The sequence below is a fragment of the Streptomyces sp. NPDC027663 genome, from assembly GCF_055566415.1.
On record NZ_JBVHSK010000014.1, the window covers coordinates 205,873 to 221,407 of the forward strand.

Genomic DNA, 15,535 nt, shown 5'->3' on the forward strand with positions numbered 1-15,535 from the left:
ACCGCCTCGACCTGATCCTGGTTCCAGAGGTGCTCGCCGGTCGCGTCGGAGGTGTGGAGGTTGGGCCGTGGTGCCGGTATCGCACAACACCGCGGCCCGACAGACGACGTGGTCGAGCAGTGCTACGGAGTGCTGGGCCGGTCCCGGCAGATCGCGGCGAAGTCGCAGGCGGCGCAGGTGCCGCACCACGAGGTCTTGCGGGGCATGTCGTTGTGGCGGAGTTGGTCCCCGGCCTTGGCAACCTTGCCGGAGATCTCCTTCAGTAGGGTGTCGTTGACCTCCTCGCGACTGCTGCGGCTGCCCTCGTCGAGGTTCAGGACCTCGACGAGGTCGGCGCGCTTGCCGCTCAGCTCCTCGTACCCCACGACGTAGATGTGCAGTTGATCGCGGGTAACAGCGTCAGCCTGGGCGCGTTCCTTGGACTTGAAGTCCACGATGGACTGCTCACCGGTGTCGATCCGGCGGATTAGGTCGATGCGTCCGCTGACCGTCACCCCCGGCGTGAGGTGCACCTCCACCGGCTGCTCGGAGTGCTCGGTGAGGGCCAGTCGCGAGCCGTTTTCGCGGAGGTAGCGGTGGACGGAGCGAATGGCCGCGTTGCGCAGCTGTTCCTTGAGCGGCTCCGGTGCGAACGGAGCGTGCAGGTGCCGGTCGACGAGCGCCTCCACCTCCGTCGTGTCGACGATGTCGCCCTTCACGGCGCGCTTGTGCACCTCGGCCATCACGTCATGGAGCGACTTGCCGTACCCGAGTTCCTTCTGCAACGGCGAGTCGAAGCCGTACAGGAAACGCAGCTTGAACTGGTACGGACATTCGAACAGGTACTTCAGCTCGCTGAAGCTGAAGACGATGTCGGGCGTGTCGGCCAAGGGGGTTGAGGGCAGCCGGTTCAGCGTGGACTCGTCGGGCCTGGCGGCCTCCCGGGTCAGGACGTAGGTGTTGCGGGTCGCCTCGGCGAAGAACTGCGACTCCCGCTGGTAGAGCTTGCCCGGCCCAGGGGAGAAGGAGAGGGCGAGGTACTTCTGGGCGCGGGTCGCGGCCACGTAGAAGAGCCGGCGCTCGTCCTCCTCGCTGCCGCGGTAGCGGTCGGCGTCGTTGACGGCGGCCTCCGGGACGATGTGGAACGCACCGAGTCCGCCCTGCCGTTTGCTGGGGAAGCGGTTGCGGCGCATACAGGGCACGAACACCGCCGGCCACTGCATGCCCTTGGCCTGGTGGACGGTGGCGATAGTGACGGCGTCGGGCCGGGCGTATCCGGCGTCGGCGTCACTCTCCTCGTAGTAGTCGCCAGCCTGGTGCTCCAGCCACTTGGCGAAGGTGGCGAACCGGTCGGGCGGGCTGCTGAGGAAGTGGATGCGCTCGTAGTCGCCGATGGCGGTGCTGAACCGTCCCAGGTTGTAGAAGGCGAGCTCGCTGCGCTCGCGGCCGACCTCGGCAGTGAGGTGCTCCTCGCGGACGCCGACCTCGCCCAGGAAACGCTGGTAGGTGCCCTGGATCGTGTAGGTGTCCCAGGGCATGCCCTCCGCCCAGCCGCGGGCCTCGTCGAGGATCTTCACCCCGCGCTTCAGGGCCTCCCCGCGGAGCCCGAGCCGGGCGTCCGTCCAGGCCGTGACGACAGCGTCGCCGTCGACGGTTCCGGCGATGTAGTCGAAGCAGGTCTTGGCGGCCTGGACCTCGGGCGTCTGGAACAGGCGGCTCAGGCCCTTGATGATGTAGCGGATGCCCCGGGCGCGCATCTCCGTGACCAGCGGGTCGGCGTCGCCCGACACGCTGCGGAAGAGGACGGCGAAGTCCGAGTACGCCAGGCCCCGTGGCGGCGCGCCGGCACGGTCGGTGAAGGGTAGGCCGATCATCCACTCGATGCGGTCGCAGATCCACGCCGCCTCCTCCTGCGGCGTACCGAAGGAGAGGGCCAGCAGGTCGCCGCGGTCATAGCTCTGGTGGCCACTGGCGATCATCGACTTGCTCAGCCGACGCGAGGGATCGATGCCCTCCGCCACCCGGCGTGCAAGGTCCACCACTGCCTTGGACGAGCGGAAGTTCTCGTTGAGTGTCACAGTCTTGGCGCCGCTGTGGCGGGTGGTGAACGTCAGGATGTTGTTCACCGCGCTTCCGCGCCACTGGTAGATCGTCTGGTCGTCGTCCCCCACGACGCACAGGTTCGCGCCGAACTGGATGAGGCCGGCGATCAACTGTTCCTGGACGGGGTTGGTGTCCTGGTATTCGTCCACCACGACGTAGCGGACCGTGTCCCGCACGTGGGCGCGCAGATTGACCACGGGTTCGGTGGCCGGCCCTCCCGTACTTGGAGGCGGGAGCAGCAGGTCCGCGGCGAGGCGGAGGATCTCGCTGTAGTCGAGGTAGTGAAGGCGCTGGAGCAACGCTCGGTAACTGCTCAGGCCGTCGAGCACGTCCGACGGCAACTCGTCCTGGTCGATCTCGTCCTCTCGGAGCATGCCCAAAACCCGTTGGTACAGACGGGAATTGACGTATCGCTTCATCGGACGGGTCGGTTTGCCCTTGGTGCGGATCTGTGTCGTCGTCAGACCGCTGGCCCGGCTGTTGCGGTCGATCAGAACACGAGCCTGCACATCGCTGAGGACAGTGCATTTGAACGTTTCCGGCACCTGGGACTGCAGCATGCTCAAGGCGTAGCCGTGCATGGTGCCAACGAACAGCTCGGCCAAGCCACGGACATCTCCCAGTTCCTCTCGGACGCGAGAGACGATGCGCTGCTTCAGCTCTCCGGCCGCCCGGTCAGTGAACGTGAAGGCGACAATGTGCCGCGGCTCCACGCCGGGCAGTCGGAGCAACTTCACCACCCGCCGGGCGATGACTTCGGTCTTTCCGGATCCAGCGCACGCGACGATTCCCAGGTGCCGGTCCACGGTGTCGATCGCTGCCAGCTGATTCGAGGTCAGTTGCACCGAGGTGTCTCCACTCATCACGTCGGGGACCTGCTCCCCGAGCGACGAACTGTGTACCAAGCGGCACTGACAATCGCTTCACTACTGCAACGCGTTGTCTATCACCAGTTCGAATTTCGTTTGGTGCGCCTGTCGGGCAATCCATCTAGTGGCCTCTGATTATTTCCATCGAAGGTGCATTAATCGCCTCACTCCAACGTGTGTGCCTGTTCGATTTCTGTCTCTAGTGCGTTCGATGCGTCCACTGGGGCTGGGGGAGGCGGCGGGCGCTGCGGCGTGGGTCCCGCAGAAAGCCGGGAGAGGTGCCACGCTCTCGATTGCAGCGTCGCGAATTCGTTGACGGGCAGCGAGTTCGATGGAACGAGTCGTAAGTCCTTGCAGGCGTACAGCTGAGGAACGGACGGTAGTGGTACCAACGGCGCGGTGCCGACCGGGTCGGCTGACTTCCGGACGTCCGAACGTTCGTCGTGCAGTGCAAGCGATTTGTGCCGGACAATTCGAACGCGAGTAGGAAGGTGCCGCTAGCGCAGATGTATCGCGCCATGCCGAACGCACCAGGTGCTTAGAAGAGAGTGATCCGCTTTCGAAGCATTAGGGCCCTGACCTGCGAAGCAGCCCCAGTTACTGCCTGCACGGCGACCAACTTACCGTGCATTCACCGGAAGGCATCGTTCCGGTGGTGGGAGGGGAATACGGAGAAGATGGCCCGCGTGCCGGGCTCGAAGCTGCCATGGGCCGCCTGGCAGAACGCATTGTGTCGGACGACGGGCACGAGCCATGGTTCCGCAACCATGAAGGATCAGTCGCGCACCCCTGAGCGACAGACACCCCGCGAGCGGGAGCGGCTTCAGGTAGAGATCGGGATATGTCATGCACACTGTATGACTGATGGCCTCGAAGAGCGGCTGCAGCTCTACTGATATCTGACGGAGCGCGTCTTGACGACGTCCGTGCCTAGGCCGCGGGACGAAAAGCTCACGCTCGCGGAGGTCCACAAGCCGGGACCCGACGGTGGATCCGCGCCATGGTGCAGCCTCGACGACCCAACGTGACCTGGGCTTCACGCCCTGTCCCGGGGTTGCACCGATGCGCTGCTGAGAGACGATGGGAGGTGGGTGGGCCAGCCGCATGTACCGCTACATCTGAGGCAGGAGGCGCACCATGCCCGCTTCTCGATCCGTCGCAACCCCAGTCCTGGAACCCTCTGCCCGGGAGCTGACGGAGGCCACGTCACCACATCCGCGCATCTACGAGGTCCCGCCGGAGAACGGTCGCGAGATCCTCGACGGTCTCCAGGAAGGGAAAGGGGTGGCCAAGCCGGAGGTGGACGAGGACTGGGTGACCGTCGACGCCGGGCAGTACGGCAACGTCCGCACGCGTGTCATCCGCCCCCGGGGAACGATGGAAACCCTACCGGTGGTCCTGTATATCCACGGCGCCGGATGGGTGTTCGGCGACGAGAAGACGCACGACCGGCTGATCCGCGAACTGGCGGTCGGAGTGAACGCCGCGGTGGTCTTCCCCGTCTACGACAGGGCCCCTGAGGCGAAGTACCCGACTCAGATCGAGCAGAACTACGCGGTTGGGAAGTGGATCCTCCAAAACGGCGGGGAGCAGAACCTCGATGCCTCACGGATAGCGGTCTGCGGCGATTCGGTGGGCGGCAACATGTCGACGGTCTTCGCGCTGATGGCCAAGGAACGCGGAGATGTGCAACTGGCTGCCCAGGTGCTGCTGTACCCCGTCACCGACGCGAACTTCGACACTCCGTCCTACCAGCAGTTCGCCGACGGCTACTACCTCACTCGCGACGGGATGAAGTGGTTCTGGGACGCTTACACCTCGGACCCCAAGCAGCGCACCGAAATCTATGCCTCGCCGCTGCGGGCCGACATCGAGCAGCTCCGTGGCCTTCCCACCACACTGGTCATCACCGACGAGGCCGACGTACTGCGTGACGAAGGCGAGGCCTACGCGGCCAAGCTCCGCGAGGCAGGAGTGGACGTCACCGCGGTACGAGTGCTGGGAATGGTCCACGACTTCCTGATGCTCGACAGCCTCCGCGACTCCAAGGCAACCACGGTCGCGCGCACACTCGCCATCGAGGCGCTGCAACGAGCACTGCACACTTGAAGCGTGTCGCATTACGCCGTGAGGCGGATGAGAGCCTCCTGCGGCCGGCTGTAGAAGTCGCGACCCCCGCCGAAGATCTCGTGTGGTGGATCACGATCAGGTGATACGTCGCGCCGAGTCCTACCAGGTAGCCGTCACCCTCGCATCGCTCCTGATGTGGGCGTGACACTTGAAGACAACTCCTAGCTAGCTAGCGCTTGAGATCGTCATGATGGCGGGCTGCGGCTTGCGGAACGGGGAAGCCCGGGCGGTGTGTCAGCCGAGCGGGCGGGGGACAAAGCGCAGGGTGCCCAGGACCGAGGCGTACATGCGTGCCTTGATTGTGCCGAGCGTGTCGCCGGCCTTGCCCTGCTGTGCCTCGGCGATCTCCACAGCCGTCGAACGCACGGCGTCCTCGGCCACCGCCCGGTCGACGATACCCACGGCCGCGGCGTCCGACCCACCATAGCGGCGGGCGGTGACCATGGCCTCGTGCGCGGTCTGCGGCGCCAGCCGAGATTGGATCAGGGCACACATGCCGGGCGTGAAGGGCATGTTGATGTCGGCCTCCGGCAGACACCAGAAACCGCGGTCCGCGCGCATCACGCGGAAGTCGTGCGCGAGGGAGAACATCGCGCCAGCGGCGAAGGTGTGCCCCTGCAGGGCGGCGACGGTGATCACCGGCAGGGACAGCATGCGGGCGAAGAGCGCGTGGACGGAGATGCGGTAGCTCTCGTGCTGGTCGGAGTGGGCGCCCAGCCACTCCAGGTCCAGGCCGTTGGAGTAGAACTTGCCCGTCGCGGCGGTCACTAGGGCACGCGGCCCTTCCGCCTTCTCGACCTCGTCCAGGGCGGCGTTGACAGACGCGATCCAGTCGGGGTGGAAGCGATTCTCACCGTCTCCGATGTTGAGCACGAAGACGTTGTCCTGGCGGTCGAGCGTAGGCATGGTGAGCTCCTGGGTTGTGCAACCTCATGATCGGGTCGGGCCTTGGTGTATCAAGCTGTGTGCTCTCGGCGGGGAGCGGAACTGTCGAGTTGCCCGTGCCCATGTCACTGCAGCGGTCATGCCGATGTTCGAATGACTCCTTCACCGCGGTAGGGGCCGCTGAGGACCACGGGATCGAGTCCGTGCCGGGTGGCGGTGGCCAGATCGCCGGCGATGTCCCGGACGGGGGCTGCCGGTATCGATGCGCCGGCCAGGATGTCGAAACATATCCGCGGTGGGCAACAGCATCGTTGCTTCCTTCTCTCCGGGTCGCGTACCGCACCCATGTGCGACAGTCCCTACAGGCTGCGCCTCGTTTTGATGTATGTCCAATACCTAATTGGCTGGGCATTGTTCTAGAATCTTCATCAATGGCGAGCAGGGCGGAGGATGCCATGGAGATCCACGACGTGGAGGTATTCCTGGCCGTGGCGGAGGAGCTGCACTTCGGCCGTGCCGCGGAGCGGTTGCACCTGGCCCAGCCTCCGGTCAGCCGAAGCGTGCGCCGCCTGGAGGAGGAGCTCGGGGCCCGCTTGTTCGAGCGGACCACGCGCAGTGTTCGCCTGACCGCGGAAGGGGAGGCTCTGCGCCGACCGGCCCAGGACATGTTGGACGCGCATCGCCGCGCCCGACTGGTGGTGAAGGCGGCAAGAGGAGGTGAAGTGGGCCTGGTACGAGTAGCGTTCGCTGGGGCGTCGACCCACTCGATGGTCGGCAGGCTGGCCCGGCAGGTACGTCAGGATTACCCGGGCATCCAGATCGAGCTCCACAGCCAGAACTTCGCGATACCCGCCATCAGCAAGGTGCTGAGGGGGGAGATGGAGATCGGCTTCTCCCGCTGGGACGGAGTCATCCCGGGCCTCGCGGCACGAGTCGTGGCCCACGAGAACCTTGTCATCGCCGTCTCGGCTTCGCATCGCCTTGCCCAGAGGAAGACCATCCGCATCAAGGAACTGGCGCACGAGCCGTTCGTCTCGCTGCCGCCCTACTACGGCTCGGTGCTCATCGACCGCCTGCGCAGCCTTTCGCACAGCGCCGGCTTCTCGGCGGACGTCGTCCAGATCGCGCCCGACACCTGGACCCTGCTGGCGCTCGTCGAGGCGGAGGTGGGCTGCGCCCTTACGCTGACGACTGTCGCCGACAACGTCAGCGCCCGGGGTGTGCGCTTCCTACGGGTCATGGATCAGTACGACCCGATCGCCCTGAGGATGGCTTGGCGTGACAAGGGCGACACGGGGGCCGTGGCAGCGGTGCTGCGCCTGGCTGAGCGGGTGCTGCCGACCCCGACGACCGGATGAATCCGCTCCGCCACCGCTGAGCGGACCTCTCCTCGGTCATGGCGTAGGGCCCGAAGTCCTTCCGCGTTCGAGCGGACCAGCCTCGGACCAGATTTCCGGCCCCACAGCCGGCGAGGTCCGATGTACACGCCGGTTTGGGAAGGCTGCGTATGCGGATCCGTGCTGGCGCGATTTTGACCTGCGCGAACACAGGCGGCTCGACGTGCTTCCCCTTGGCTCGCCGTTGGGCGCTGATCGTTCGGGCGCGGAAGGGGCACACCACCTCAGCCCCTATTCGCTGGTGCTGGTGTCAGAAGCCTTTGTCGTACCGACCTGGTGAACGTCGGATCGAGCGAGGCGGCCGGGTCGGGTGATCTTGGGTCGGTGCGTGCGTGAACGCAGGGCCTCCTGTTCAGCCTCGGGTTGTCGACGACCGATGCGCCGAGACCTGTGTCGGTGCCTCGGGCTGCAGCCGGCACGCGTCCGTGCCTTCCCCCTCCGTGCCGAGGACCTGCGGCAAGCCGACTGCGCCGACCGCCGGCTCTCCATGGACCCCGCGACGAGCGCGCCCGCGACGCCGAGGCCGCGGCCGACAGGGCCCGTCGCCGCTTCGGACCGGGAGCCTAACGGCCCTCCGCTCTCGCCGGCCCGGGCGGCGCCGCCCCGGGAGCAGCGAGTGGCAGCCGTGCCGGGGCTGGCAGAGGATGAGAACGCTGCTCCTGTGCCGTGCCGCTGAGGAGGCCCGACATGCGCTGGTGGTCGTCGCTGGTCACGACCGGCCGGGACGGGCTGCGCATTCAGCGGGCGTTCGCCGCCCCATCGACGATCGTACGAGCCGTTCTGGCCGTGGTACTCGCCACGATTCTCGGCCTGCTGCTGGACGACCCGGTGGCTGGGGCCATGGCCAGCGTCGGTGCGTTCATCTGTGGTATCGGCACGCTGCTGAGCCCGCTGCGGCACCCTGTGGTGAACGCGCTCGGGATGGCCGTGGCCTTCACCGGCATGGCGGTGCTGGGGGCTCTCGTGCACGGCACCACCTGGCTGTTCCTGCTGCTGCTCGCGCTCGCGGCGTTCGCCGCCGGGATGTGGCGGACGCTGGGCGTCGCGCCCGGCATCCGGGGGTGCCTCGCGGTGATCGGGCTGATGATCACGGCCGATCTCGCTCCCGACGTACACGGCGGACTGGTGATCACGGGGTGGATCGCGGGCGGGTCTGGGCTCGTCGTGGTGGTGCAGATGCTCCCGCCGTACGGTCCACGGTTCGCCGCCCAGCGCCGCGCCCTGGCCGCCCTGTATCAGTCGCTCGCCGCGGGTTCCGTGGCGCCCGACACCACCGCTCTGAGCGGGGCCGCTCAGTTCACGGCGGCCCGGCAGACCCTGGACCTGCTGCCGCAGTTCAGCCGGCCGGCGGCCGCGGCCATGTTTGGTCTGCTGGGCGAGGCCGAGCGTATCCGCCGCGCGCTGCACACCGTGCGGCTGGCGGTTCCCATGGTGGCGGGGGACGGGAAGCAGGAGGCACTGGCCGCCGTCGCCCAGATGCTGGGCACCATTTCCCGCACAGTGGCCTCCGCCCGCGAGCACCGCATGTCCGAGGAGGTCGACCGCCTCCTGGAACCGTGGGCGGCCGAGTCACCCGTGCGCGGCCCGCGCGACCTGGTCGCGCGGCTGCGGACGGCCGAGCAACTGGCCCGGCGCGCGACCGACGACCGCCTCGGCGACGTGCTGGAACCTCACACCGAGGTGCCCGGTCTGTACACGGGCACCCCCTCCGTGGCGCGCACCGCCCGGCGGATCCGGGCGCAGTTGCGTCCCCGTTCGCCGATCTTCCGGCATGCGCTGCGGCTCGGCGTGGGCGTGGCGGTCGCGGAGATCATCGGCCGGTCGATCGGCGGGTGGGGCGGTCTTGGCATCTCCGCGCACGGCTTCTGGGTGGCCCTGACCACCATGCTGGTGCTCTTCCCCGAGTACGGCCACACCATCGCCCGTGGCTGGGGACGGGCGGCCGGGGCCGTGCTGGGCGGCCTCTTCGCCTGGGTGCTGTCCCTGCCGCCATGGTCGCCCGTCGGCCTTGCGGTCGTGTCGGTGGTGCTGGCCGCGGCGTCGTTCGTGACCCTGCGGACCGGCCAACTGATGCTCAACCTGTGGCTGACCACCTGGATCGTCTTCCTGATCCACCACGTCGGCGGGCTGCCCGGGCCCACGGCGTGGGCGCGCGCCGCCGACACGGTGGTCGGCGCCGCGCTCGCCGTGCTGATCTTCCTGCTCTGGCCGACCTGGTCCCACCGGCGGGTGCCGGGCCTGCTCGCGGAGTGGCTGCGGGTGCAGGACCGGCTGCTGCCCGAGCTGCTGACCGGCTACGCCGACGTCGGGACGACCGACCAGGCGGCCGTCGACGCGCTGCGGGCACGGTCCAGGCAGGTCAGGGAGCACCTGGTGGCCGCGGTGGAGCAGGCGCACGACGAGCCGGCCGGGCACCAGGGCTCCTGGTCGGCCGCGCAGTTGGAGCAGATCAGCGTCCAGGTGACCACGCTCGCCGGATGCGCCACCGTGCTGGGCGACCACCTGCCGCGTACCCCGCAGGACGCCGTGCCGGAGCTGACCGAACTGGCCGACCCGCTGCATGAACATCTCGCCGCCCTGGCCCGCGCCGCGGCCGGCGCGGAGACTGTGGTCCCGGGGGCGCTGCGGTCGGTGTTCGACACCTTCACCGTACGCTCCGGGTTGCTGGCCGCGACGTCCGACGGCTCGCGCATTGCCGCGGTCAGCCGTGCCGTCGGCATGAGCACCGCGACCGTCGACGCCGTCGAGGCACTCACCGTCGTCATCGCCTCCCGCCACCGACCTCGTCGGCACGCGGCAGCGTGATGCTCCGCACGCACTTCACCTGCGGATGACGTGGTCCGACGGATATGGGGTGGTCGGCGTGACGAGTGGGGGCAGACCTCCGGCCACCGCTGTCGTCGGTTGCCCGTAGAGGAACGGAACCGGAGAGGTGGGCGGGAAGCCTGGTCTGGCGGCGTCGAGGTGGGCGTCCAGGCTCAGTGCGGCGGTGACGAGGGCGAGGTGGGTCAATGCCTGGGGGAAGTTACCGAGTTGCTCGCCGGTCAGCCCGATCTCCTCGGAGTAGAGACCGAGGTGGTTGGCGTAGGTGAGCATCTTCTCGAAGACGAGGCGCCCCTCACGCAGATGACCGGCGCGCGCGAGGGCCTCGACGTACCAGAAGGTGCACGCCGAGAAGGTGCCCTCGGAACCGAGCAGTCCGTCGGGGGAGGCGGCGGGGTCGTAGCGGTACACGAGACCGTCGGACACGAGATCCTTCTTGATCGCCTCCAGGGTCGAGATCCACCGCGGATCCTGCGGTGGGATGAACCCCACGGCCGGCATCCGCAGGAGAGCGGAGTCCAGGACGTCGCTGCCCAGGTACTGCGTGAACGCGGCACGCTCCGGGTTCCACCCGCGCCCCAGGATCTGCCGGTAGATGGCGTCGCGTTCCTTCGTCCAGCGCTGCACCTCGGCGGGGCGGCCGCTGCGCGCGGCCATGCGGATGGCCCGGTCCAGCGCGATCCAGCTCATGAGCCGTCCGTAGGTGAAGTCCTTGTCCCCGCCCCGCGTCTCCCAGATGCCGGCTTCGGGGCGGTCCCAGTTGTCGCACACCCAGTCCACCGTGTCGATCAGCGCCTGCCAGATACGGCAGGTCGTCGGCAGACCCTGCTGGTCGGCGAAGTGGAGACACTCCAGTGCCGAACCGTAGATGTCGAGCTGCAACTGGTCGGCGGCGCCGTTGCCGATTCGCACCGGAGCGGAGCGCCGATAGCCCTCCCACTGATCCAGAGTCTTCTCCACCAGTGCGGAGGAGCCGTCGACGCGGTACATGACCTTCAGCGGGTGCTTGCCCGGCCCCCTGTACTCCTGGACGCGGTCGCCCAGCCACTCGGCGAACGCCACGGCCTCCTCGGTGAATCCCAGCCCGAGCAGCGCGTGCAGGGACAGGGAGGCGTCGCGCACCCACGCGTAGCGGTAGTCCCAGTTGCGTTCGCCCCCGACCTGTTCCGGCAGACTGGTGGTCGGAGCCGCGATCATGGCCCCAGACGGGGCGTAAGTCATGAGTTTGAGCGTCATGGCCGAGCGGTTCACCATCTCCCGCCACCGCCCGCTGTAGCGCGAACGCGCCAGCCACTTGTGCCAGAACATGATGGTGTCCTCCAGGAGGCGCTCGCACTCCTCCGGCGAAACGATGCGGGGCGGACCGTCCGCGAACGTCTCCAGCACCAGACCGCGCGTCATCCCGGCTTGCAGCCCCACCGCCATGCATGCATCGCCGTCGCGGATCCTCCGTGCTTCCGTGCACTCCTCGCCGAGCGAGTCCACCACGTGCACGGTCATGTCCGTATCGCCGCCCCGGCTGACGAAATGCCATCCGCCCAGTGACGACCTGACCTGATGCGGTTGCTGTGCGTAGTCGAACCGGGGGGCAATCTCGATGTCGAACACTATCTCACCGCGTGTGCACCGCAGCATGCGGACCAGCCGGTGATTCCTCGTCGGAGTACGGGGGGAGGTGGGCGGCATGAAATCCACGACTGAGCCGACGCCCCGCTTCGTCATGAATCTCGTGAGCAGGACGCAGGTGTCCGGGTAGTAGAGCTGTTTCGTCGCGTACGTCGGCGCCCGGGGAGCGATCCGTAGGTGGCCGCCGTTCTCGCTGTCGAGCAGTGCCCCGAAGATGCTCGGTGAGTCGAACCGCGGGCTGCAGAACCAGTCGATCGTTCCTTGCGTGGAGACCAACGCGGCCGTCTGCAGGTCACCGATAAGTCCATGGTCTTCGATCAGCGGGTGTTCGCTCATGGGTGCCTCCCACCTCCAGACTGCATGGAGTGCACAGGCTTCGCACCGGAAGTCTTAACTGACGAGTAACTTCGCACCTCAACTAGGGCCTGTGTGATGTTGTGATCAATCTTGCCGTCTGGGTCCCTCGGGAACGGGGATCCGGTAGGAAGGTGGTCCTGACACGTAGGCAACTCACTGACGAGCAATGGAAGTTGATCGAGCCGTTCCTTCCGATAGGCGAGTACGGGCCGTACCCCGAGCGGCTGCGGGATCAGTTCGAGGGGGTGATCTGGCGGTTCCGTACCAGCAGCCAGTGGCGGGAGATGCCCGGCGAGTTCGGCCCGTGGCCGACGGTCTATGGCCGCTTCCGGGTGTGGAGGGACGCCGGCGTCTTCACCGCACCGCTCGAAGGCCTGATCGCCGAGGCCGCCTGCCAGGGGCAGACGGACTTATCCCTGGTCAGCGTGGACTCCACCACGGCCCGCGCCCACCACGACGTAGCCGGGATGCACATCGGCAAGGACGTCATGGACGCCCTTGAAGAGGCCGCCATCGAGCAGGAGCGGGCCCGGCAAAAGGGGCCGGCCCGCCAGAACAGAACGGACAGCACGGCAGTGACGGCCCCGGTCAGGAAGAACGGCGGCGCATCAGGCGACGGCGCAAGCTCCGCTTGAACCAAGCCCTGCTCGGCAGATCCCGCGGTGGACTGACGAGCAAGATCCATCTCGCTGCAGACCGCAAGTGCCGTCCTTTGTCCCTCGTGCTGACCGCAGGACAGGCCGCCGACAGCCCGCAGTTCGTGCCAGTGCTGCAGAAGGTGCGCATCCGTCTTCCCGTCGGCCGGCCCCGAACCCGGCCCGACGCTGTCGCCGCGGACAAGGCCTACTCGTCCCGCGCTAACCGCTCTTACCTGCGCAAACGCAACATCAGGGCAGTCATCCCGGAGAAGAAGGACCAGGCCGCCAACCGGAAGAAGAAGGGCCGCCGGGGCGGTCGCCCCACACGCCACGACGCCGATCTCTACAAGGAGCGGAACACCGTGGAGCGCCTGATCAACAAGCTGAAGGCCTGGCGAGGCATCGCGACCCGCTACGACAAGACACCCGAGAGCTACCTTGCCGGCCTCCACCTCCGCGCATCCATGATCTGGATCAACGACCTCCTGAAGACAGCCAACTGATCACAACATCACACAGGCCCTAGGCCCAGCGCGCTCCGCAGCAGGAAAAGAGCCGTGTGCACAAGGAGCCTCCAGGGACCTTCGAACGGAGGGGAAGGCTACCCCTGGTGATGGTCACGTGGATGGCCAGCCCCGGTTTGGGAGCTCTGACCCTCTCGATGCGAACTATGGGCGGGGCGGTCGCTGAGGTCTGCCAGGCACGTCAGTCGGCTGCTTGGGCCTAGTGGCGGTCGTTCGGAGGCGCGGAGGTTGCTGTACTTCGCTGCTGTACGGCGCCCCTGGATGGTCTGCCTGGAAGGGACAGCATGACGGCCGGCGTCTGCGCGATCATGAGCGCATGGAATCGTGGACGATCAGACACTTCTCCCAGGCCAACCCGGCGGGAATCGGGCAGGATGACGTGCCTGCGCTGCTCCGTAGAGTCGCAGACTCCATCGAAAGCCTTGGCTTGGTCAAGGTCCAGGATCTCGTCATGCATACGGAGACCACTGCGGACGGCGATTGGCCGAGTCTTACGGTCTACTTTCACGACGCCGAAGCCTGATCCAGACTGTACGCGGCGCTTTGCACTTGGTCCGCTTCCGTATCAGGTCGATCACGGCGTCTTCCGGACCCTGCACTTCGCCGGGAAAGCGGCTCGACGCCGGCCGCTGGAGTACGCCGGAATCCGACCGTGTTCGCGGCTGTTGGTGTCAGCCGCTGGTGTCAGACATCAGTGGCTCACTTGACGGTCGTCCTGGCCAGGGAGTAAGGGTGCTGCTCAATCTCCGTCGCCAGCATGACGGACCCTGGCGAACACTCCAGCCCGGATCTGAAGCGCTGCACCGAGCACGACGAGCCCCAGGGCAATGGAGGAAACAACCATCCCAGCCCCGGGAGAGAAGCCGAGAAGTTTAGCTCCGCCGTCCAGGACGAAGCCGCCACCCATCGCTATCCGACCCCAACCAGCCCTAGGAGACCGCGCATACGCTGCGATTCCCCGGCTGCCGGTCAAGGTCAACACGCCCAGGACTACGACAAAGCAGCCGGAGCCCAACATGATCCACGCAGACATGGCACCCCTCCGCGGGAAGACTACTGCACGGGCTGCACAGGCGTAACGGCTGTGACCTGCGGCTTGACGGTGCCCCAGAGCACCAGTTTGGAAGATCGCGTAGGCGGACCGGGGCTGAGCTGACGAGACGCTGACCTGCGCCTTCCTGGTCCGGTCATCGTGACTCCCCGCTGCTCCCCGCCTCGTGCCCTTGGATCGGGCACGCAGGGGGCACGTATGGCCCCTCTATCACCCTCGGAAGGTTCGGAGGCCTCCGGCTCAGCGCTGAACTCCTCGGCCCTCACATGAGCATGTAGAGCGCCCGTCAGTCGACGTTGCCGGGCCTGGCCCGACGGAACGGCGCGGTACGGGGCAGATATGCGAGTTGGGCGATCAAGATTAGAAGGCTGAGGAAGAACCACCAGCCGTCACCCCCGGATCGTCCCACCACGATTCCCCAGACGAGGAACACGGCAAGCTGGAACCAGTTTGTCCATGTCCATACCCGTTCGCTCCGGATCACGTTCCCCTCCCTGGATCGGTCCGCAATGATTGTCGCACCTGAGGTCGCGCAAGCTTTGGTTCCTGCAGGAACCACAACGTTCCTTGGCTCCCATCCCGTTTGCCGTCGACCCACACACCGTGGAGCGGGCGTGGTTCCTGGCGTCCAGGTGGAGCGCGCCACCGTACGAACGACCTGGACGCCGGGGGCCGCGTCTGCTCGGCTCTGCCTGGGTCGACGGTAAACGGGATGGGAGCCCCCTCGCACGCCACGGCGAACCTGCAGTCGGGCACGGCGCCCCCTCCATCCCGGCGTCGGCCGATCCCCGCCGGAGGCTTGTTCTGGCCTCATGCCCGTGTGCCTGCCTCTTGGGCGGGAGCGGGCGGGCGGCGGTGCCGAGTGGGGCGGAGACATGAGCGCGGGCGCCACTGGCCGCCCGCGCCCGCCCGGAGGAGCGGAGCGACGACGGGTGCTTGATGCGGCAGGGAATGTCTCATCGGGCTGCGCGCCCAAACGGAACGGAACCGGCAACCGCTCCCTCTAAGAGGTCATCTCATTTGGTTAGTCTGCGGTAGCAGATGAGGGTGCAGGCGATTGCTGGTGAAGGCGAGGAAGTGCTCGGCTTTGCGCTCGTAGCGGCGGTGCAGTCGTCGGCATCCGGCGAGCCAGGACATCGTGCGTTCCACGGTC

The 15,535-nt window shown here is 67.1% G+C and carries 7 protein-coding genes and 3 pseudogenes; 6 read left to right on the forward strand and 4 right to left on the reverse strand.

What is annotated here, in order from left to right:
• Positions 1-122: 122 nt before the first annotated feature.
• Positions 123-2,945: an ATP-dependent helicase gene (locus ACZ4SF_RS30340; protein ID WP_468390522.1), complete on the reverse strand. Its 2,823-nt coding sequence runs from the start codon at positions 2,943-2,945 to the stop codon at positions 123-125.
• Between the two features lie 1,143 nt (positions 2,946-4,088).
• Between ACZ4SF_RS30340 and ACZ4SF_RS30345 the strand changes: the two genes are divergently transcribed.
• The gene (locus tag ACZ4SF_RS30345) at positions 4,089-5,060 is read left to right on the forward strand and encodes an alpha/beta hydrolase (protein ID WP_100830100.1); all 972 of its coding nucleotides are present in this window, start codon (positions 4,089-4,091) and stop codon (positions 5,058-5,060) included.
• A 255-nt stretch (positions 5,061-5,315) separates the two neighbouring features.
• Here ACZ4SF_RS30345 and ACZ4SF_RS30350 read toward each other — a convergent pair whose 3' ends face one another.
• Positions 5,316-5,987, reverse strand: a complete 672-nt coding sequence (locus ACZ4SF_RS30350; protein WP_468390526.1) for an enoyl-CoA hydratase-related protein — start codon at positions 5,985-5,987, stop codon at positions 5,316-5,318.
• 434 nt (positions 5,988-6,421) lie between these two features.
• Here ACZ4SF_RS30350 and ACZ4SF_RS30355 point away from each other — a divergent pair, with 434 nt between their 5' ends.
• The 3 genes and pseudogenes from ACZ4SF_RS30355 (at position 6,422) to ACZ4SF_RS30365 (ending at position 10,168) form a co-directional block, all read left to right on the forward strand.
• Complete coding sequence (locus tag ACZ4SF_RS30355) at positions 6,422-7,324, forward strand: LysR substrate-binding domain-containing protein (RefSeq protein ID WP_100830102.1); 903 nt, start codon at positions 6,422-6,424, stop codon at positions 7,322-7,324.
• 427 nt (positions 7,325-7,751) lie between these two features.
• Positions 7,752-8,011, forward strand: a pseudogene (locus ACZ4SF_RS30360) (ImpB/MucB/SamB family protein); the annotation flags it as partial.
• 39 nt (positions 8,012-8,050) lie between these two features.
• On the forward strand, positions 8,051-10,168 hold the full coding sequence (locus ACZ4SF_RS30365) for an FUSC family protein (RefSeq protein ID WP_468390531.1): 2,118 nt from the start codon (positions 8,051-8,053) through the stop codon (positions 10,166-10,168).
• A 15-nt stretch (positions 10,169-10,183) separates the two neighbouring features.
• Here ACZ4SF_RS30365 and ACZ4SF_RS30370 read toward each other — a convergent pair whose 3' ends face one another.
• Complete coding sequence (locus ACZ4SF_RS30370) at positions 10,184-12,148, reverse strand: glycoside hydrolase family 15 protein (RefSeq protein ID WP_468390534.1); 1,965 nt, start codon at positions 12,146-12,148, stop codon at positions 10,184-10,186.
• A 158-nt stretch (positions 12,149-12,306) separates the two neighbouring features.
• Here ACZ4SF_RS30370 and ACZ4SF_RS30375 point away from each other — a divergent pair.
• Both ACZ4SF_RS30375 and ACZ4SF_RS30380 read left to right on the forward strand, forming a co-directional pair.
• Positions 12,307-13,310 (forward strand): annotated as a pseudogene (locus ACZ4SF_RS30375) (IS5 family transposase).
• Between the two features lie 337 nt (positions 13,311-13,647).
• Complete coding sequence (locus ACZ4SF_RS30380; protein WP_468390537.1) at positions 13,648-13,854, forward strand: hypothetical protein; 207 nt, start codon at positions 13,648-13,650, stop codon at positions 13,852-13,854.
• A gap of 1,544 nt (positions 13,855-15,398) precedes the next feature.
• On the opposite strand, the pseudogene ACZ4SF_RS30385 reads toward ACZ4SF_RS30380, so the two are convergent.
• Positions 15,399-15,535: pseudogene (locus ACZ4SF_RS30385) on the reverse strand (IS5/IS1182 family transposase); the annotation flags it as partial.

Bases quoted from the DNA above. Each gene is read 5' to 3' on its own strand.
- ACZ4SF_RS30370 (WP_468390534.1), bottom strand. From the start codon at position 12,148: ATGAGCGAACACCCGCTGATCGAAGACCATGGACTTATCGGTGACCTG.
- ACZ4SF_RS30350 (WP_468390526.1), bottom strand. From the start codon at position 5,987: ATGCCTACGCTCGACCGCCAGGACAACGTCTTCGTGCTCAACATCGGA.
- ACZ4SF_RS30380 (WP_468390537.1), top strand. From the start codon at position 13,648: ATGGAATCGTGGACGATCAGACACTTCTCCCAGGCCAACCCGGCGGGA.
- ACZ4SF_RS30365 (WP_468390531.1), top strand. From the start codon at position 8,051: ATGCGCTGGTGGTCGTCGCTGGTCACGACCGGCCGGGACGGGCTGCGC.
- ACZ4SF_RS30355 (WP_100830102.1), top strand. From the start codon at position 6,422: ATGGAGATCCACGACGTGGAGGTATTCCTGGCCGTGGCGGAGGAGCTG.
- ACZ4SF_RS30345 (WP_100830100.1), top strand. From the start codon at position 4,089: ATGCCCGCTTCTCGATCCGTCGCAACCCCAGTCCTGGAACCCTCTGCC.
- ACZ4SF_RS30340 (WP_468390522.1), bottom strand. From the start codon at position 2,945: ATGAGTGGAGACACCTCGGTGCAACTGACCTCGAATCAGCTGGCAGCG.